Genomic DNA, 17,393 nt, shown 5'->3' on the forward strand with positions numbered 1-17,393 from the left:
CCCGAACTCGGCCTGCAACGTGAGAAGCCCATGCGAATGCTGTTGCGAACCCTCTTCCTTGGTCTGGCCGCCGTCTGCCTGTCGCCCGCCTGGGCCGCGGCCGACGATTGCGGCGATGCGGCCGCCTTGGTGCAGCAGGCGTATCCCAACGCCCTTAAGAGTGCCGACGGCGGCTCGTTCACGCTTGAACCCCACACCTGCATCGCCCTGAGGTTCGCATATGGCGATCCGCCGGGGCTGGTCTGCAAGATCTGGCCCGCCCATGACGACCTGCTGTTGGTCGCGGTGCCGCTGATGGACAGCTCCCAACCCAGCGACTACGCGCATGCCGGCGATATCGAGCTTTTGGTTGTCGACAGGAAGAGCCTGCAGGTGCGCCAGCGCCTGCTCCAGCCCGGGTTGATGAACGATGACGCCATCGCCATCCGCAAGGTCGAATTCGATACCGGCCGCTATAGGCTGGCACCCAATGTCACCGCCTTTGGCCTGCGTATCGAAATGGCGAACCATTCTCAGGCCAATCCCTTCAGCGAAACCGGCCTGCGGCTCTATGCCTTCGACGGCAATGCCCTGCGGATGGTACTCGACGGCCTCGTCGTGGCCGACAATGGCGGCGAGGGGGATGCCAGTTGCGCCGGATCCTTTCATTCCAGCCAGGTCAGCCTGGCGATGAACCCGGCCAAACATCATGGCTACCACGACATTACGGTGGTCGAGCGGATGGATACCGACAATCCGTTGCCCGACAACAGTGGCGAGTGCCAGTCCCATCCCGGCAAGTCCGTGAGCCAAACCTACCGGCTGCGCTATGACGGCAGCCGGTATACGGCTCCGGCGGGGCTCAAGGCCCTGGAGCCGTGAGAACGCCGCTCGTCGTGACTGAAGCCGCTGCGGCCAGGTGGTTAATGGCTGGTATGTCCGGCACCTAGTTTTAGCGGCGTTTCGGCACCGAAGTTTAATCGTCGCTGATGTAATGTGTTTCCTGAAGAACGACCCGGCAAATCGGGCGATGAGGCAGGGGCATGCGTCACAGTAGTTTCACGGCAATGGCCGCGATGGCGGCCGTCTTGATGATGTCTGGATGTTCGACCAGCAATGTCGACACGACCAAGACCACGGCCATCCAACCGGCGGCAAAGGACATCGACACCTCCGATCTGGCGCAAGGCAAGGCGCAGTTTCGCGACGCCAATTACGGCCTCGCCGAACAGCACTTCCGCAAGGCTGTCGAGTTGAAGGCTGACAATGCCGAGGCCTGGATGGGGCTCGCCGCTTCCTATGACGAGCTCGGCCGCTTCGACTTCGCCGACCGTGCCTACGGCCAGCTTTTGAAAGTCGCCGGCCGCAAGCCGCAAATCGTCAACAACATGGGCTACTCGCAACTGCTGCGTGGCAATCGCAAGAAGGCCAAGGCGCTGCTGCTCGAAGCGAAGGCCGGCATGGCGGATCCCACCGTCGTCGACGCCAACCTCGCTCTCTTGAACAAGGGTTGATCTCGCGTCCAAGGGTCCGGCTTGCCAACTTTTTCTCGCAGCGTGGCATCACGGTTGTCGAGATTGCCATGCCTTATCACTTCGAACGCAGCCGTCCCGGCTCCGTGCACGCCGACTATATGCTTAGCCCTAATCTCGGTCGAACGAGTCGGGCCGGCGAGCAAGAGTGTGGTGTTGGCCGGTCAGTTCACCAGCACGCCCATGACGGGAATGGGTGGTGAGCGGAAGTTCCCACGCCCCTGTGCTCAACTGGGAAGATGCGCCGATACCGGTCATTCACGGCCGCGCAGCCCTAGCGCCCGGCACTCGCCAGGCGTCGCACCCGTCCAACACCACCCCAAATCATCAAGTATCGCCCGCGCCGTTGGAACCGCTCACACCGGCACTCAGCCCCGGGCGGATGTTCTGGTTATGGTGGAAGACGTTGTCGGGGTCGTACGAGGACTTCACGTCAGCCAGCCGGTCAAAGACGGAGTCGCCGTACGCCTCGCGGACCCGCCCTGGGCCTTCGTCGCCGCCGAGGAAATTGACGTAGACGCCTTCGCGGAAGCGGCCAAGGGCGGCGAGGACCCCCCGCGTCCAGGCCGTCTCTCGGTTGCCGAAGTTCTCGCCGGGCCGCCACGCAGCGTGGACGATGATCGCGTGCGAAGCTTGCCGGTTTCCGAACGCCGTCGCGCCCTCGGCCACTCGGCCCACCGCCCCCTTCAGATGGAACATTGCCACATACGACCGTGGCGACGAGCAGGAGAATGCATGCCCGGCGATCACGTCGATGAGGTCGTCGTGGAGCGCGGGCAGGTGGGTGGCCTTCCAGTAGTAGTTCCAACCGTGGAGGACGGTCGAGTCGAGCGCGCTCTGGAATACCACGTACGGCTTGGGTCCGGCCAGATCGAGGAGGGGAGCCCCAAATGCGCGGAGCGGGCGGAGCGCCTTCTCACCTTCTTCGATCGGCCCGGCGTAGCACGCGCCCACCATCACCACCGGGCGCCAGTGCAGTTCCTCGGGGATGACTGATAGAGGCGGCACGGTGCAGAATTTTACGACCGTGCCGAGCTCGTCGGGAGCGTCGCGGATGAAGTCGCGGTAGAAACGGAGAACCTCCCGGACGTCGCTCGCGTCCCAGAGGATGGGTCCGGCCAGGACGGTGGGTCCGACGGGGTGGAGGCGGAACTCGAACGAGGTGACCACGCCGAAGTTGCCGCCGCCGCCGCGCAACGCCCAGAACAGGTCGGGGTGCTCGTCCTCGGACGCCCGCAGCCGCTCGCCGTCGGCCGTCACGACGTCGGCGGCGAGGAGGTTGTCGACCGCGAGGCCATGCTTGCGCATCAGCCAGCCGATGCCACCGCCCAGGGTGAGCCCGGCGACTCCGGTATGGCTCACAATTCCGCCGGTGGTGGCCAGGCCGTGCGCCTGCGTCTCGCGGTCGACGTCGCCCCACAGCGCGCCACCCTGCACCCACGCCCTGTGGCCGGCGGGATCGACCCGAACGCCCCGCATCGCCGAGAGGTCGATGACGATCCCGTCGTCGCAAACGGCGGTGCCCGCCACGCCGTGGCCTCCGCCCCGTATGGCGATCTCCAGATCGTGGTCGCGAGCGAAACGCACAGCCGCGATCACGTCGGCGGTCCCGATGCATCGGGTGATCAGATGCGGGCGCCGGTCAATGGCGCCGTTCCAGATTGCACGGGCGACATCGTAGTCGGCGTGGCTGGCATTGATCAGCCGGCCTCGGAACCCGTCGATTTCCACGACGGTTGGCTGCATGCTCCCGTGGTGGGCTTCTGCGTACGTTGTTGTCGTCGTAGGTGTCGTCATCGTGTCCTCCTCTCGTCGAGAGAGGCCTCATCGGACCACGGCGGGCCGCTGCCGCATAGTCAACAATCTGGACTCCACATTCGGAGGCGGATGCGCAACACTGCTGTTGTGAGGACGTCTGTCATGAGGACATACGGCCAATACTGCCCCATAGCCCGTGGCGCCGAGATTTTCGCCGAGCGCTGGACGCCGCTGATCGTCCGCAACCTGCACCTTGGCTGCGGAAGCTTCAGCGAGATCCTGGAGGGCGCTCCCGGACTCTCCCGTACCCTGCTCTCAGAGCGGCTCAAGCAGCTCGAATGGGTCGGTGTCGTCGAGTCGAATCCCAAGCCCGACGGGCGCGGGCGCCACTACAAGCTCACGTCCGCGGGCCACGACCTCTTCACGGTCTGCCAGTCGCTCGGCGAGTGGGGCGCGCATTGGCTGGAGATCGCCCCCCAGCACCTAGACCCCTTTATGGCCCTGTGGTCGATGTGCAAGGCGCTGCGCCGGGACCGGCTCCCGGATCGACGCGTCGTCATCCGCTTCGATTTCACCGGCCGCCCACACCGGGAGCGCTACTGGCTGCTCATCGAGCTCGGAGACACAGAGATCTGCAAGACTTACCCTGGCTTCGAGGAGGATCTCTACATCACGGCGGAAGCCGAAGCTTTCGTCAAATGGCACGCCGGCCAGCTCAGTTGGTCCCAAGCCACCCGCGAGGACCGCATCCAGCTCGACGGCGACCTGTCGCTCGCAAGAGCCTTCCCGACCTGGAACGCCCGCAGCATGTTCGCCCACGCGAGCCGCCTTTTGAACGTTGATGCTCCGCCCAAACGTGTTTGACCTAGCTTTCGCTGCATCCTGCGAGTCTAGCAGTGCGAGCGATGCTGTTCGGGACACGTCGTATCGACGTTTTGTAAACCCTATCCGCAGGTTGCATCGATAGATCGGCCGAAAACCCATATCCGAGGGCTGCCGCTGACCTACAATGCAGCGCAACCGCAGACGCTCAAGAGGCCCTTGCCCGATATGCTGGACTTCAGTTCGCTCCTGCTCGCAGCCGCGCTGTCGGGCATCTGCCTCAGCGTCACCATGTTTGCGATCTGGTTCACTGCGCCCAAGGCAGGCTTCGTCCTGACGGTGGCGTGCGGCATTCTGGTGCTCGTCGCGCATGTGATCCTGTTCTGGCGATACAGCAAGGATCCCGATCCGCTGCTTTGCCAGATCGTGCTTGCGCTGCTTAGCCTGGGGTTCCTGATCATCTGCGTGTCGGCCATGCAATATCTGGGCGTGCCCGGCTACAGGCGTGCCGTTGTTCCGGCGCTTGCCGCGATGGCTGTCGGTGCCGCCGTCACCTTCCTGGGCCTTGACGGTGTCGGCTTCATTGTCACCTACGCGACGGTGACGGCGCTGCTGTCGGCGATCGGCGCCATCTTCTGGATCAACGGCAGTCACGATCGCCGGATCCTGCTGGTGGTTTCGTTTCTGAGCGGCACCTGCGCGGTGTCGTTTGCGCTCTGTGGCATGGTTCTGCTGGGCAAGGGGCAGTGGGTGCTCGCGACAGCGCCCGACAACTGGGCCGAACGGCTGAACACCGTGGTGGCGGTGGCCTGCATGACCGGGCTCGGCGCACTGACGCTTTCCCTCCACCATCTGCAGGCGCAGATCGAGCTGAAGGCCGAGACCATGACCGACCCGTTGACCGGGTTGATGAACCGGCGGGGATTGCTGTCGCTCTACGGCGAACGGAGTTTCGGCCCGTTCATGGCGATTGTCATGTTCGACCTCGACCATTTCAAGCGAACGAACGATGTCTATGGCCACCCGGTCGGCGATCAGGTTCTCTGCCGCTTCGCCGCGGTCATCAAGAAATATGCCAGGACCGGCGTTGACGCTTTCCGCCTGGGCGGCGAGGAATTCGCGATTGTCATGTCGCGGATGACGGAAGAGCGGGCCTATGATCTCGCCAGCAAGATCGGCGTTGCCTTCGGCACCGAAATCGTTCCCACCCAGCGCGGCCCGTTGCGCAGCACGGTCAGCGGCGGCCTCGGCTTTGGCGAGGCCGACGGCCGCAGCCTCGATGACGTGCTGGCCGAGGCCGACACAGCGCTCTATGCCGCCAAGCGCACCGGGCGAAATTGCGTCATCAGCCGCAGTCGAATGGGCAAGGCCGACCCAGTCGAGCCGGCCTTGCGCTCAGCTTAGTCCGAGAGGTTATTCGGCCGCTCCCAGATAGTCCGACAGGGGCGGGCAGGAGCAGACCAGGTTGCGGTCGCCGGCGACATTGTCGATGCGCGACACCGGTGGCCAGTACTTGGCGGCCGTGTCGGCGTCGCCGGCCGGATAGGCCGCTTCCAGCCGCGAGTAGGGATGGGTCCACTGACCGGCCAGAACCTCGGCGGCGGTGTGCGGCGCGTTGACCAGCGGATTGTCGGCCAAAGGCCATTCGCCCCTGGCGACTTTCGCTGCTTCTCCGGCAATGGCGATCATCGCCTCGCAGAACCGGTCGAGTTCGCGCTTGGGCTCCGACTCGGTCGGCTCGACCATCAGCGTGCCGGCGACCGGGAACGACATGGTCGGCGCGTGGAAACCATAGTCGATCAGCCGCTTGGCGACGTCATCGACGCTGATGCCGGCGCTCTCCTTCAGCACGCGGGTGTCGAGGATGCATTCGTGCGCGATGCGATCGTGCCTACCCTTGTAGAGAAGCGGGAAATACGGCGCGAGCCGTGTTGCCACGTAGTTGGCCGAGATGATGGCGGTCTCGGTCGCCTGCTTCAGTCCGGCGGCGCCCATCATGCGGATATACATCCAGGTGATCGGCAGGATCGAAGCGCTGCCGAATGGTGCGGCCGACACGGCGTGCGCCGAACCCTCGCTGACATGGCCCGGCAGATAGGGCTTCAGATGCGCCTTGACGCCGATCGGGCCGACGCCTGGGCCGCCGCCGCCATGTGGGATGCAGAAGGTCTTGTGCAGGTTCATATGACAGACATCGGCGCCGATATCGGCGGGCCGTGCCAAGGCGACCAGGGCGTTGAGGTTGGCGCCATCGAAATAGACCTGGCCGCCATGCTCGTGGATGAGGGCGCAGAGGTGGCGCGCACCTTCCTCGTAGACGCCATGCGTCGAGGGATAGGTGAACATCAGCGCCGCGAGATTCTTGGAATGCTCGTTGGCCTTGGCCCTCATGTCGTCCATGTCGATGTTGCCGTCCTCCAGGCAGCGCACGACGACAACGCTCATGCCGGCCATCGCGGCACTCGCCGGATTGGTGCCGTGCGCGGAGGAAGGGATCAGGCAGACGGTGCGATGACCTTCGCCGCGCGAGCGGTGATAGGCGCGGATTGCGAGCAGGCCAGCGTATTCGCCCTGGCTGCCGGCATTGGGCTGCAGGCTGACGGCGTCGAAGCCGGTGATCTCCGACAGCCATCCTTCCAGTTCGCCGATCATGGCGCGATAGCCGGCCGAATGGCTCGCCGGCGCGAAGGGATGCAAATTGGCGATTTCAGGCCAGCTTACCGGCATCATTTCCGCCGCCGCGTTGAGCTTCATTGTGCAGGATCCCAGCGGGATCATGCTGCGGTCGAGCGCCAGGTCCTTGTCGGCCAGCCGGCGCAGCAAGCGCATCATGTCGGTTTCCGACTTGTTTTCGTGGAAGACCGGCTGGGTCAGGAACTCCTTGCCGCGCGGCTTGCCGGGCACCGTGCTGTCGGCCGACGGAGCGGCCTTGGCGCCGAACAGGGCCGCGATCGCATCGAGATCGGCATTGGTCGAGGTCTCGTCGAAGCTGATGCCGACATGGTCGGCATCGATGACGCGCAGCAGCCGGCCGGTTTTTTCAGCCGCAGTGGCGATCTGCGCCGCCTTGCCCCTGGTTTCCACCGTCACCGTATCGAAGCGGCTCGCGCCGACCACGGATATGCCTGCCGCCTTGAGGCCGCTTGCCAGACGATTGGCCAGCGTGTGGATGCGTCTGGCAATCGCCTGTAACCCGGCGGGACCATGCCAGATGGCGTAGGCGGTCGCCATATTGGCGAGCAGCGCCTGCGCGGTGCAGATGTTCGAGGTCGCCTTGTCGCGGCGGATATGTTGTTCGCGTGTTTGCAGCGCGAGGCGATAGCCGGCCCGGCCCTTGCTGTCGGTCGACTGGCCGACAAGGCGGCCAGGCATCAGCCGCGTCAGCCTGTCGGAGACGGCGCAATAAGCCGCGTGCGGGCCGCCAAACCCCATCGGCACGCCGAAGCGTTGCATCGGACCTACGGCAATGTCAGCGCCAAGCCTGGCCGGCGCGTCGGTCAGCGTCAGGCCGAGCGGGTCGGCGATGAAGACGACGATGGCGCCGGCCGCACGCGCCTTGTCGATCGCCGCCTTGTGGTCGCCATAGACGCCAAACGTGTCCGGCCAGGAGACGAGCAGGGCAGCGGTGTTGTCGTCGATCGTCTCGCCATCGATCTCGATGCCGAGCGGCTCAGCGCGGGTACGCACAACGTCCAGTGTCTGCGGGTGCGGCGTGCCGGCAAATGCGATCTTGGTGCGCTTGTCGCGGTGGTGGCGCAGCGCAATGCCGACGGCTTCGGCGACCGCGGTGGCTTCATCGAGCAAGGAGGCAGATGCCACCGGCAGGCCGGTCAGTTCAGTGACCAGGGTCTGGAAATTGAACAGCATTTCCAGCCGGCCCTGGCTGATCTCCGCCTGATAGGGCGTGTAGGCCGTATACCAGGCCGGGTTCTCGAAGAGGTTGCGCTGGATGACCGGCGGCACCAGGACGCCATGATAGCCGGCGCCGATGAAGCTCTTCAGCACGGTATTCTTGGCCATGGTCGCCGATAATTCGGCCAGCGCTTCAGCTTCGCTGGCCGGTGCGGGCAGGGTCAACGGCAAGTCGAGGCGGATCGACTGCGGTACGGCCTGGCTGATCAGCGTCTCGACGGACGGAACGCCGATCACGGCAAGCATGGCTCTGACATCGTTGACGTCAGGACCGATATGGCGGGCCGAGAAGGGAGCGAGTGCTGCGGTCATGTCAATAAGTCCTGATATCAGCCGATATGAGCTTTGTAGGCGGCCTCATCCATGAGACCCGCGAGTTGGCTTTCGTCGGCGAGCCTCATCTTCCACAGCCAGCCGGCCCCGGTTGCCGCCGAGTTGACCAGCGAAGGGTCCGACGACAGCGTGCCGTTGGCTTCGGTGATCTCGCCGTCGACCGGTGCATAGACATCGGAAGCCGCCTTGACGGATTCGACCACGACGGCAGTGTCGCCCTTGCTCAGCTTCTTTCCCGTTTCAGGCAGTTCGACGAAGACGAGATCGCCGAGCTGTTCCTGCGCATAGTCGGTGATGCCGACGGTGGCGATGCTGCCCTCGACACGGAGCCATTCGTGATCTGATGTGAAATAGGTCGTTGCCATGGAAATCATCCTTTGCGGTAGCGATGTGGTGTGAAGGGCAGGGAGCTGATATCGACCGGGATTTTCGTGCCGCGGACATCGGCGAAGACCCGTGTTCCGGGCTTGGCCAATGGCGTCGCGACATAGCCCATGGCGACTGGATGGCCGGCCGAAGGGCCGAAGCCGCCCGATGTGACATGGCCGGCCGGATTGCCGTCGGCGTCAAAAAGCGCGGCACCGCCGCGCACCGGCTGACGACCCTCCGGCTTCAGCCCGACCCGCTTTTGCGCAGGCCCTCGTTCCACGGCGGCGCGTAGCGCATCGGCGCCAATGAAAGCGCCGGAAGCGCGGATGTCCTTCGGGATTGCCCACATCAAGGCGGCGGCGGCCGGGTCGGTCTCCGGCGTGATGTCCTGGCCATGCAGGCACAGCCCAGCCTCCAGTCGCAGGCTGTCGCGGGCGGCCAGACCGATCCACAGCACGCGTTCATCGCCGAGCAGCTTCGCGACGAGGTCGCGCGCATCGGCCTCCGGCAGGCCGATCTCGAAACCGTCCTCGCCGGTATAGCCGGAGCGGCTCATGAACCAGTTCTTGCGCGGTTCGACACCATGCATGAACAGCAGCGAGCCGGTCTCGATGCCGGCGCGGGAGAGAGCAGCCCAGGCCTCCGGACCCTGAATGGCGAGGAAGACGCGGTCGAGCGGCTCGACCCTGGCGTCGAAATCCGCGGCAAGCGCACGCAAATGCTTTTCGTCGGCCACGGCGTTGCCGGCATTGGCGACGACCATGAACCTGTCATCGCCAAGCCTGGTGACGATCAGATCGTCCAGAATGCCGCCGGCCTCATTGAGGAAAAAGGACAATTTTGATTGCGTGCTGTCGAGCGCGCCGGCATCCAGCGGGCAGGCGCGGTTGAGCAGCGACACCGCTTCCGGCCCGCTGACTTCGAACAGTTTCATATGCGAGATGTCGAACAAGCCGGCCTGTTCGCGGGTGTGAAGATGTTCTTTCATGACGCCGGCCGGATAGGTCAGCGGCATCGACCAGCCGGCAAAGGCGCCAAAGCGCGCGCCGGCGGCTACATGGATATCTTCGAGGGGGAGGTGTCTTGTGTCGTCGCCCGTCATGTCGTCTCCAGAGTCGCACGCAATCGGTCGCGAATGGCGACCTGTCCGTGCCCCTCTGTCTGAAGCCTGAGAGACTCGCGCAGCCGGAACTCTGTCAGCGGCGCTTACACCTTCGGCGCGGGGGCAAGCCCCGACTTTCCAGAGTGTCTTTCCCGTCTACGGTTCTTTTGCCTGAGAGATTTCGGGCGATTTCCCCTTCGGCGACAGCTCTCGCTGTTCTCTCCCGCAAACAGGTAGGACTCAGACCCTGAGTCCTCGACGCGCCATCCATAGCTTGTGCGCGACGGCTTGTCACCTGTCAGCGACATCTAAAACGCATCGTACGCGCGATGCGCTTTGGTCCTCTGTTTTGACGCATGACGTTCTCCCAAAATCGCAGCACATTTTGGGCGATATGCATTGGCCGACAAGTCTTCGCTAACCACGCCGTTTGCCGGTTTTTCAAGACACTGCTGGTACGTTGGCAGGTATGACGCTTTGGGGCCGGCGCTTGCCGGCGGCGGACGGGGACGACAAATGGGCGAATTGATCATGAGCGCGCCGGTGGCGGGGCTGACCTCAAAAAGTCGCATCGCCGCAGAGGACGTGGCGATGTTGCGCCATGAGGTGTTCGGCGATGGCGTGGTGACGCGCGGCGAGGCCGAGGCGCTGTTCGCGCTCGACGCCACGGCGAAGGACAAATGCCGGGAATGGCCGCCTTTCTTTATCGAGGCGGTCACCGACTACATCGTCCATCAGGAGAAGCCGGCGGGCTATATCTCGCAGGACAATGCCGACTGGCTGATCCGCACGATCTCGCGCGACGGCATGGTCGACAGCCGAACCGAGCTCGAATTGCTGGTCCACGTGCTGGAACGGGCGAAATCGTCGCCGGGCCAGCTTTGCGTCTATGCGCTGCAACAGGTCGCCCACGCCGTCGTCGACGGCAAGGGGCCGCTGATGCTCGGCGGTGCGCTGGTTCCCGGGCTGATCGCCAAAGCCGAGGTTGAGTTGCTGCGCCGGATCCTCCATGCCCATGGCGGCGACGGCAATATCGCCATTACACGCGCCGAGGCCGAGGTGCTGTTCAAGATCAACGAGCGCACCGCTCAAGGACACAACGATCCGTCCTGGAACGATCTGTTCGTCAAGGCGATCGCCAATTTCGTCATGTGCTCGGCCGGCTATGAAGCGCCGACGCGTGATGTGGCGCTGCGCCGTGATGCCTTCCTCGAACACGCCGACCCGGAAATCGGCGGCTTCTTCAGCCGCATGATCTCCGGCGGCCTTGCCGGCATCATGGAAGCCTATCGGTCTCCCGATGACATCGAGGCCGAGTGGGAAGCCAAGAACAGAGCGGCCGAGGCCCTGGCCCGCCGCGCCGAGACGATCGATGCCGGCGAAGCCAAGTGGCTGATCGAGCATATCGGAGCGGACCGGCCTCTCTACGAGAACGAACGTGCGCTGCTGACGCTGATCAAGCACGCTTCGCCGGAAATCCACCCGGCGCTGAGGCCGCTGCTCGACAAAGTTGCCTAACCAGTCCTGGGTTGCCTGACCAGCAAAGGGTTGCCCGATCAAATCTGGTCGACGTCGATGTATATACGGGCGAGGCCTTCCCGAACGGTCGACATGGCATCGGCGACACTGATGGCGATGTGGTCATGCATGAGCCTGGCGGCCCTGTCGGCATCGCGGGCTACCATCGCCTGGGCGATTTCGCTGTGTTCGGTGTAGGTCGTCGACAGCCGCCGGTGCTTTTCCACTTCGATCTTGCGGACGAAATGGATACGTGTGTTGATGCCTTCGAGCAGGCGCGCCAGTTCGGGATTGCCTGACAGCCTGGCGATACGGATGTGAAATTCCTCGTCCCTGGCGGTCAGCTCTGCGCTGGAAAATGAGTCGGCGCGCGCCACGGTGAGCGTCCACCAGTCGACGAGCGCGGCGAGCTCCTCATGTGTCGCGCGCTGGATTGCCAGCCTGACGGAGCGCTCCTCGAGCACAGCCCGCACGTCGGAAAGATTGACCACCTCGTCGACATCGAAGCCGCGGCAAAAGAAACCGCGATTGGTCTGGAAGGTGATGAGATCCTCCGTGACCAGCCGCTGAAGCGCCTCCCGGATCGGGCTGCGGCTGACATTCAGCCTCGCGGCAAGCGCCACTTCATTGATGCGTTCATTCGGTTTGAAGCGATAGTCCATCGCCATCCGGCGGATCTCTTCATAGACACGCGGGCCGGTCTTGATCGGCTTGGATGCCAACGCCGCGTTGTTGTCCCGGTTGCTTTGCCTGGTGGGTCGGAGCATGGCGTCAGTCAAGCCTGTGCGGTGCTCGGTTCGGCGAACCGCGTCTGTGTGGGCAGGATACCGTCGAGGGCGATTGGCGCGGCCCGGCCAGCGATCAGATCGGCGACGATGCGAGCCGATCCATGCGCCATGGTCCAGCCGATATGGCCGTGGCCGGTGTTCAGCCAGAGGTTTTTGATGTTGCGCAGGCCCAACACCGGCAGATTATCGGGCGTCATGGGTCTCAGGCAGGCCCTCATCTCGGCCCGATCATAGGCGATACCGCGCGGGAACAGTTCCTGGGTAACGCGCTTCATGAAGGCAAAATCCGAGGGCTTGTGGCTGCGATCATAGCCCGCGAATTCCGCGGTGGCGGTGACGCGGATGCGATCCCCCATCGGCGTGATGGCAACGAGATTGTGCTCATCGATGACGGGAAGTTTTGGAGCCAGGGCCTGGTCGACGATGGGGATGGTCAGGGAATATCCCTTGACCGGATAGATCGGCAGACCAAGGCCGATCTTGCGGGCGAGGATAGGACTCTCGGCGCCCAGACACAGAACGTAGGTGTCGGCCAGAAACTCTCCCTTGTCGGTGACGACCCGGCTGATTGCGTCGTCCTTGCGTTCCATCCTGACGACCTCGGTGCCTGTTAGGATCTTGCCGCCCCTCGACACGACGATTGCCGCCAGCGCGCGTGTGAACTTGGCGGCATCGCCGGTTTCGTCGGTTGGACACACTATGCCGCCGGCAATGCTGTCGCGCGACGAAGCCAGCGCCGGCTCTTGGGCAACGATTTCCTGCGCGCCGACAATGCGGATCACCTGACCGTCGGCTTCCAGCAGGCGCATGTTGGCGACGCCCTTGTCGAGCGCCTGACGGCTGCGGTGGAAGTAAAGAATGCCGGCCGAGGTCCTGTCGTACTGGATCGCTTCCTCCTTGACGACCGCCTGAAGGACCGATTGGGAATGGACCGCAAGCCGATGCTTGAGCAGGGTGTTGCGACGCGCCCTGGCGGCCGTGCATTCCCGGAGGAAGCGCAGCGACCAGGTGTAGAGATGCGGGTCGGCGGAAAGTTTGAAACGAAGCGCCTGGTCTTTCAGGAAAAGCGACTTCAGCAGGATTTTTGGAGCGGCCGGCGATGACCAGACGAAGGAGTGGCCAGGCGCGATCATGCCGGCATTTGCCCAGCTCGCGCCCTCGGCCACCTGCGGTGCCCGCTCGAGAACGGTGACCGCGTGGCCGTCCTTTTGCAGCTGATAGGCGGTGGTGATCCCGACAACGCCTCCGCCCAAGATCAATATGCGCACCGCTGTCCCGAATAGCTGTCGTTTCTATTGTCGACAATTCAATAGGAAGACGCCGATCCTTGTCAACAGCGCATGGTCGGCGACTGAAAAACGACCCACTCAGGCGCATAATTCTGGCGGTTTTCGGTTCCCAATAATCCGCACAGAGCTCTTGACAGGTTCGGTAATGTTGCCGCTTCTATTGTCGACAATTCTGATTGGCATCAGGAAGGGGACTGCACCATGGACGCCCCGGTTGGCCGCGCCGACGACACGCTTGTCCTCGACAAGGAACACATTCCCTTCAAGACCGATGACGGGATCGGCACCCGTGCCAATCTCGGCTTGCTGGTCCTGCGGACCGACCAGACCATCGAGGATGAATTCCGCTATGCGCTGCCCGCGCGCGACATCGCGCTGTACGAGGCCCGTCTTTACAGCGATGTGGAGATCACGCCGGAAAACCTGATGAAGATGTCGGCAGTGATCCCAGGAACGGTCGGGCTTTTGCCCGACGTCAAGTTCGATGTGATCGGCTTTGCCTGCACGTCGGGAGCGCTAGTCATCGGCGAGGACAAGGTTGCCGCGCGTGTTCACGAGGCGCTGCCGGGCGTACAGGTGACCAATCCGGTGACGGCGGCGCGGGCGGCGCTGAAGGCCCTGGGTGTCTCGCGGATCGCGCTGCTCACCCCATATCTGGCGAAAATCAATCATTCGCTGCGCGCATCTCTGATGGCGCGTGGGATGGATATTCCGGTCATGGGCTCCTTCAATGAAGCGGACGACAATGTCGTTGCACGCATCACGCCGGCATCGGTCAAGCAGGCCATTTTGGAAATCGGCGCGTCGAGCGACTGTGAGGCCGTGTTCGTTTCCTGCACCAGCATGCGTGTTGCCCGGATCATCGAAGAGGTCGAGGAAGAGCTGAAGAAACCGGTCACCTCGAGCAATCATGCGCTTGCCTGGCATATGCTGCGGCTCGGCGGCATCGGCGAGCAGATTGGCGGAAAAGGCGAGCTGTTTCGCCGCTCGCTGTAGGCTAGCCATCTCTAGAGCCGCGGCATTTTGCGGAGTCCGGTTAGATTCCGCCATACCAGTCGTAGCCATTGTCTTCCCAATAGCCGCCGCGGCCGCCGCCGACAGTGGCGAAGCCGTCGACCAGCTCGATCTTGTAGAGATATTTCGGCATCTTGTAGCCGAGCTGGCGCTCGACGCGGACGCGCAGCGGCGCGCCGTTCTCGACCGGCAGCGGCTTGCCATTCAGGCCATAGGCAAGGATCGTCTGCGGGTGACGGGCATCGATCAGGTCGATGCTGCCGTAATATTTGATGTCGCCGGACAGGCTGCGGTCAATCGTGTCGAGGCAATGGAACATGACGTAGCGCGCCTGCGGCTTGACCACCGCCTGGTCGAGCACCAGCGACAGCGGCGTGCCGGTCCATTTGGCGATGCAGCTCCAGCCTTCGACGCAGTCATGGCGAGTGATCTGGGTGCGGCCCGGCATGTTCTGGAGTTGCTCGCGGCTGAGCGACAGCGGCTTCTCGACAAGACCCGAAACCTCCAGCCGCCAGTCGGCGAAGTTGTTGGCGAGCAGGCCCTTGTAGGTGTCGTCGTCGGGAGCGGTGACACCATTCGGCCGCTGCGGCTGGCGGATGTCAGCTTCGGTGAATTCCGGCGCCAGCGCGTCGCGGCCGGCAAGCAGGCGCTGTGCCCGGTAGGTCAGGCCATTGGCGTTTTCAAGGAAACTGCGCAGGCCGCTGCCGACGCTTAGCTGGCTGTCGAAGGCGTCGCAGCCCGACAGCATGATGCCGGAGGCGCCGAGGCTGGCACCGGTCAGGAATTTGCGGCGGCTGATCTGGAATTTCGCCATGTCAGGCACTCCTCTCGACGGTTTTATCGTCCTGCGCGGGAGGATCGGTGCGGTACCAGCCGGTGATGATGGAACGCAATTCGTTGATCGGGCCGGCGGCGAGGATCATCAGGATATGGACGATGAAGAAGGCGACCAGCAGCACCATGACGGTGAAATGGATGGTGCGTGCCGTCTGCCGGCCACCGAGCAGGTCGTTGAGGAACGGCAGCACCGAATTCATGCTTGGCGACATTGCCAGGCCGGTGATGATCATCAGCGGCAACAGCACGAACAGCACGCCGCCATAGGCCATCTTCTGCAGCGTGTTGTATTCCCGCGTGTGGTGGAATTTGAGCTTGGCGTGGGCGATGATGTCCTGCGGCAGCCGCTTGAGATCGTCGAGGCGCGGCGCGAGATCACGCCGCAGATGGCCGTTCACTGTGCTGGCAACCAGCCACACGATCAAGGTCGTGGTCAGTATCCAGGCAAAGAAGAAATGGATGACGCGGGCGGTGCCGAGATCATAGTAGGACGGGATCGTCGCCCAGGACGGAAAGGCGCGGGACGTCTCCTGGCCTGCCGGCCCTGACCAACCGAGCACCCCTGTGGTGTCGAAACGATGCCCGAAGATTTCGGTGTAGCCGCGTGGCCCGGTGTCGGTATTTTCCGCACCGATGGCGAAGATAGTATTGTTGTAGTCGAAGCCCGACTCTTTGCCGATGTAGAGCTGCGGACGAGCATTGAAGATCTGCAGGCCGGACAGCAGCATGAAGAACAGCGAGATGGCCCAGAGCCAATGCGTCAGCCGCGTCCAGCGCGACTGGCGATAGATCAGCGTCTTGTCGTTCGACGCCGAAGCGCCTGGATCGGCGGCGGACTGGCTTCTGGCAACGGATTCCATCATGTTTCGACTCCCGGCCTCGCGGCGTGGCCTGCGCGTTCATTGTCCTCCTGATACGTCGCGATCCCAATCGATGTTTCATCCGATCACGGATTTATTACGAACCGCCTAGGCTGACGGCGAGATTGACGGCAGCGGCGACGATGACCGTGTTGAAGAAAAACGACAGGATCGAATGGACAAGCACGACGCGACGCATATGCGTTGTCGAGATGTTGGTGTCGGCGGTCTGCGCCGTCATGCCGATAACCGTTGAGAAGTAGAGGAAATCCCAGCCTTCCGGCCGTTTGTCGCCCGGGAACAGCAGTCCACCGACCGGGATCTTCTTCTTGGTCTCGGCGTCGACCGCATCGCCGTCCATCCAGTAGACATGCGCATAATGAAGCGCCGCCATGGCATGGATGGTAAACCAGCCAAGCGGGATCGACAGCAGCGCGAAGCCGAGTTCGATGGGGTGGGCGCTGTCTTTCTGATTGATCAGTTGAAACAGCGAAAAGGTGGCGACGCCGACGACGACAAGCGTCACGGCGAAAATAACCAGCACCGGCTGGTCGGTGGCACGCGCATTCTTGCTCAGATACCTGCCGGTGAACTTCGGCATCTGGGCGACGACAAGAATGACGTAGGCGGCAAAGAACGCGTTGGCGCCGATCGAATAAGCGAGCGGGGCGTGCAGCAGCAGGGCCGTGAGGAGCGCCAGAACGCCGAAGCAGGCCGACACCGCGAACAGCATGTGGCGCTGCAAGGGATTCTTCATCGGGGTTTCGGCAGCCATGGCGGTTCCAACCTTGGATGGCCTGCGGTTCTTTCTACTGCGGTGTGACGGATTTGAGCGCCCGCCGCAAGATGCGGTCGAGTTCGCCAAGAAATCGCGAGCGGTCCTGTGGGGCAAAGCTGGCATTGTAGCCCTTGCTTTCGCCTGTCTCGCGCAAATGCTGTTTCAGATCGCGCATCGCCACCGCCATGCCGATCGTTTCCGGCGTGAACGGACGTCCGGTCGGCCCAAGCACATGGGCGCCAAGGGCCACCGCGCGGGCGGCAAGCGGTATGTCTGCCGTCACCACGATGTCGTTGATTTTGGCATTCTCGACGATCCAGTCGTCAGCGGCATCGGCGCCCTTGGAGACGACGACATTGCGGATCATCGGGTCGCGCGATGGCCGCAGGCCGCCATTGGAGACGTAGGTGACGACGACGCCGTGCCGCTCGGCGACTTTTTCGACCTCGGCCTTGACCGGGCAGGCGTCGGCGTCGACGAGGATGGCCGGGAGTTCGCTCAT

16 protein-coding genes, 1 pseudogene and 1 riboswitch are annotated in these 17,393 nt (G+C 63.4%); of the genes and pseudogenes, 7 read left to right on the forward strand and 10 right to left on the reverse strand.

What is annotated here, in order from left to right; all coding sequences use genetic code 11:
* Positions 1-30 precede the first annotated feature (30 nt).
* The 3 genes and pseudogenes from ACSQ3L_RS18255 to ACSQ3L_RS18265 form a co-directional block, all read left to right on the forward strand.
* Positions 31-861, forward strand: coding sequence for a hypothetical protein (locus ACSQ3L_RS18255; RefSeq protein WP_436161220.1), 831 nt, complete (start codon positions 31-33; stop codon positions 859-861).
* A 161-nt stretch (positions 862-1,022) separates the two neighbouring features.
* Entirely contained in the window at positions 1,023-1,493 is a 471-nt protein-coding gene (locus ACSQ3L_RS18260) for a hypothetical protein (protein WP_436161221.1), read from the forward strand.
* Positions 1,475-1,681 (forward strand): annotated as a pseudogene (locus ACSQ3L_RS18265) (dienelactone hydrolase-related enzyme); the annotation flags it as partial. The gene ACSQ3L_RS18260 and the pseudogene ACSQ3L_RS18265, both read left to right, overlap by 19 nt.
* 157 nt (positions 1,682-1,838) lie before the next feature.
* Here ACSQ3L_RS18265 and ACSQ3L_RS18270 read toward each other — a convergent pair.
* On the reverse strand, positions 1,839-3,308 hold the full coding sequence (locus ACSQ3L_RS18270; protein WP_436161222.1) for an FAD-binding oxidoreductase: 1,470 nt from the start codon (positions 3,306-3,308) through the stop codon (positions 1,839-1,841).
* A 123-nt stretch (positions 3,309-3,431) separates the two neighbouring features.
* Between ACSQ3L_RS18270 and ACSQ3L_RS18275 the strand changes: the two genes are divergently transcribed.
* Positions 3,432-4,133, forward strand: a complete 702-nt coding sequence (locus tag ACSQ3L_RS18275; protein ID WP_436161223.1) for a winged helix-turn-helix transcriptional regulator — start codon at positions 3,432-3,434, stop codon at positions 4,131-4,133.
* A 186-nt stretch (positions 4,134-4,319) separates the two neighbouring features.
* Positions 4,320-5,495 (forward strand): GGDEF domain-containing protein, encoded by a 1,176-nt coding sequence (locus ACSQ3L_RS18280; protein ID WP_436161224.1) that lies wholly within the window; start codon positions 4,320-4,322, stop codon positions 5,493-5,495.
* 9 nt (positions 5,496-5,504) lie between these two features.
* Here ACSQ3L_RS18280 and gcvP read toward each other — a convergent pair whose 3' ends face one another.
* Genes gcvP through gcvT form a run of 3 tightly spaced genes read right to left on the reverse strand, consistent with a single transcriptional unit; the run spans position 5,505 to position 9,807 of the window.
* Entirely contained in the window at positions 5,505-8,315 is a 2,811-nt protein-coding gene (gene gcvP, locus ACSQ3L_RS18285) for an aminomethyl-transferring glycine dehydrogenase (RefSeq protein ID WP_436161225.1), read from the reverse strand.
* 17 nt (positions 8,316-8,332) lie between these two features.
* On the reverse strand, positions 8,333-8,701 hold the full coding sequence (gcvH, locus tag ACSQ3L_RS18290; RefSeq protein WP_292177123.1) for a glycine cleavage system protein GcvH: 369 nt from the start codon (positions 8,699-8,701) through the stop codon (positions 8,333-8,335).
* A 5-nt stretch (positions 8,702-8,706) separates the two neighbouring features.
* Positions 8,707-9,807 carry a glycine cleavage system aminomethyltransferase GcvT gene (gene gcvT / locus ACSQ3L_RS18295; protein ID WP_436161226.1) on the reverse strand — a complete coding sequence of 367 codons (1,101 nt, stop codon included), beginning with the start codon at positions 9,805-9,807 and terminating at the stop codon, positions 8,707-8,709.
* 149 nt (positions 9,808-9,956) lie between these two features.
* Positions 9,957-10,043, reverse strand: a riboswitch (glycine riboswitch).
* 280 nt (positions 10,044-10,323) lie between these two features.
* Between gcvT and ACSQ3L_RS18300 the strand changes: the two genes are divergently transcribed.
* A complete protein-coding gene (locus ACSQ3L_RS18300; RefSeq protein ID WP_436161227.1) occupies positions 10,324-11,325 on the forward strand; it encodes a hypothetical protein in 1,002 nt (333 codons plus the stop codon).
* A 38-nt stretch (positions 11,326-11,363) separates the two neighbouring features.
* On the opposite strand, the gene ACSQ3L_RS18305 is transcribed toward ACSQ3L_RS18300, so the two are convergent.
* Together ACSQ3L_RS18305 and ACSQ3L_RS18310 are read right to left on the reverse strand one after the other, a co-directional pair.
* Entirely contained in the window at positions 11,364-12,092 is a 729-nt protein-coding gene (locus tag ACSQ3L_RS18305; protein ID WP_436161228.1) for a GntR family transcriptional regulator, read from the reverse strand.
* A gap of 8 nt (positions 12,093-12,100) precedes the next feature.
* Positions 12,101-13,381, reverse strand: a complete 1,281-nt coding sequence (locus tag ACSQ3L_RS18310; RefSeq protein ID WP_436161229.1) for a D-amino acid dehydrogenase — start codon at positions 13,379-13,381, stop codon at positions 12,101-12,103.
* Between the two features lie 222 nt (positions 13,382-13,603).
* Between ACSQ3L_RS18310 and ACSQ3L_RS18315 the strand changes: the two genes are divergently transcribed.
* A complete protein-coding gene (locus tag ACSQ3L_RS18315; protein WP_436161230.1) occupies positions 13,604-14,398 on the forward strand; it encodes a maleate cis-trans isomerase family protein in 795 nt (264 codons plus the stop codon).
* A gap of 40 nt (positions 14,399-14,438) precedes the next feature.
* Here ACSQ3L_RS18315 and ACSQ3L_RS18320 read toward each other — a convergent pair whose 3' ends face one another.
* The 4 genes from ACSQ3L_RS18320 to ACSQ3L_RS18335 all read right to left on the reverse strand — a co-directional run bounded on the left by ACSQ3L_RS18320 (position 14,439) and on the right by ACSQ3L_RS18335 (position 17,393).
* Positions 14,439-15,230 carry a molybdopterin-binding protein gene (locus ACSQ3L_RS18320; protein ID WP_436161231.1) on the reverse strand — a complete coding sequence of 264 codons (792 nt, stop codon included), beginning with the start codon at positions 15,228-15,230 and terminating at the stop codon, positions 14,439-14,441.
* 1 nt (position 15,231) lies between these two features.
* Complete coding sequence (locus ACSQ3L_RS18325; protein WP_436163476.1) at positions 15,232-16,113, reverse strand: cytochrome b/b6 domain-containing protein; 882 nt, start codon at positions 16,111-16,113, stop codon at positions 15,232-15,234.
* Positions 16,114-16,210: 97 nt separating this feature from the next.
* Positions 16,211-16,888: a DUF1345 domain-containing protein gene (locus tag ACSQ3L_RS18330; protein WP_436161232.1), complete on the reverse strand. Its 678-nt coding sequence runs from the start codon at positions 16,886-16,888 to the stop codon at positions 16,211-16,213.
* A 34-nt stretch (positions 16,889-16,922) separates the two neighbouring features.
* On the reverse strand, positions 16,923-17,393 hold the full coding sequence (locus tag ACSQ3L_RS18335) for a YaiI/YqxD family protein (RefSeq protein WP_436161233.1): 471 nt from the start codon (positions 17,391-17,393) through the stop codon (positions 16,923-16,925).

The organism is Mesorhizobium sp. LjRoot246, from assembly GCF_964254115.1.
In the GTDB taxonomy this organism is placed as follows: domain Bacteria; phylum Pseudomonadota; class Alphaproteobacteria; order Rhizobiales; family Rhizobiaceae; genus Mesorhizobium.

Coding starts and splice junctions, on each gene's coding strand:
- ACSQ3L_RS18325 (WP_436163476.1), bottom strand. CDS start 16,113: ATGGAATCCGTTGCCAGAAGCCAGTCCGCCGCCGATCCAGGCGCTTCG.
- ACSQ3L_RS18315 (WP_436161230.1), top strand. CDS start 13,604: ATGGACGCCCCGGTTGGCCGCGCCGACGACACGCTTGTCCTCGACAAG.
- ACSQ3L_RS18330 (WP_436161232.1), bottom strand. CDS start 16,888: ATGGCTGCCGAAACCCCGATGAAGAATCCCTTGCAGCGCCACATGCTG.
- ACSQ3L_RS18300 (WP_436161227.1), top strand. CDS start 10,324: ATGGGCGAATTGATCATGAGCGCGCCGGTGGCGGGGCTGACCTCAAAA.
- gcvH (WP_292177123.1), bottom strand. CDS start 8,701: ATGGCAACGACCTATTTCACATCAGATCACGAATGGCTCCGTGTCGAG.
- ACSQ3L_RS18270 (WP_436161222.1), bottom strand. CDS start 3,308: ATGACGACACCTACGACGACAACAACGTACGCAGAAGCCCACCACGGG.
- ACSQ3L_RS18275 (WP_436161223.1), top strand. CDS start 3,432: ATGAGGACATACGGCCAATACTGCCCCATAGCCCGTGGCGCCGAGATT.
- ACSQ3L_RS18335 (WP_436161233.1), bottom strand. CDS start 17,393: ATGAGCGAACTCCCGGCCATCCTCGTCGACGCCGACGCCTGCCCGGTC.
- gcvP (WP_436161225.1), bottom strand. CDS start 8,315: ATGACCGCAGCACTCGCTCCCTTCTCGGCCCGCCATATCGGTCCTGAC.
- ACSQ3L_RS18305 (WP_436161228.1), bottom strand. CDS start 12,092: ATGCTCCGACCCACCAGGCAAAGCAACCGGGACAACAACGCGGCGTTG.
- ACSQ3L_RS18260 (WP_436161221.1), top strand. CDS start 1,023: ATGCGTCACAGTAGTTTCACGGCAATGGCCGCGATGGCGGCCGTCTTG.
- ACSQ3L_RS18280 (WP_436161224.1), top strand. CDS start 4,320: ATGCTGGACTTCAGTTCGCTCCTGCTCGCAGCCGCGCTGTCGGGCATC.
- ACSQ3L_RS18320 (WP_436161231.1), bottom strand. CDS start 15,230: ATGGCGAAATTCCAGATCAGCCGCCGCAAATTCCTGACCGGTGCCAGC.
- ACSQ3L_RS18255 (WP_436161220.1), top strand. CDS start 31: ATGCGAATGCTGTTGCGAACCCTCTTCCTTGGTCTGGCCGCCGTCTGC.
- gcvT (WP_436161226.1), bottom strand. CDS start 9,807: ATGACGGGCGACGACACAAGACACCTCCCCCTCGAAGATATCCATGTA.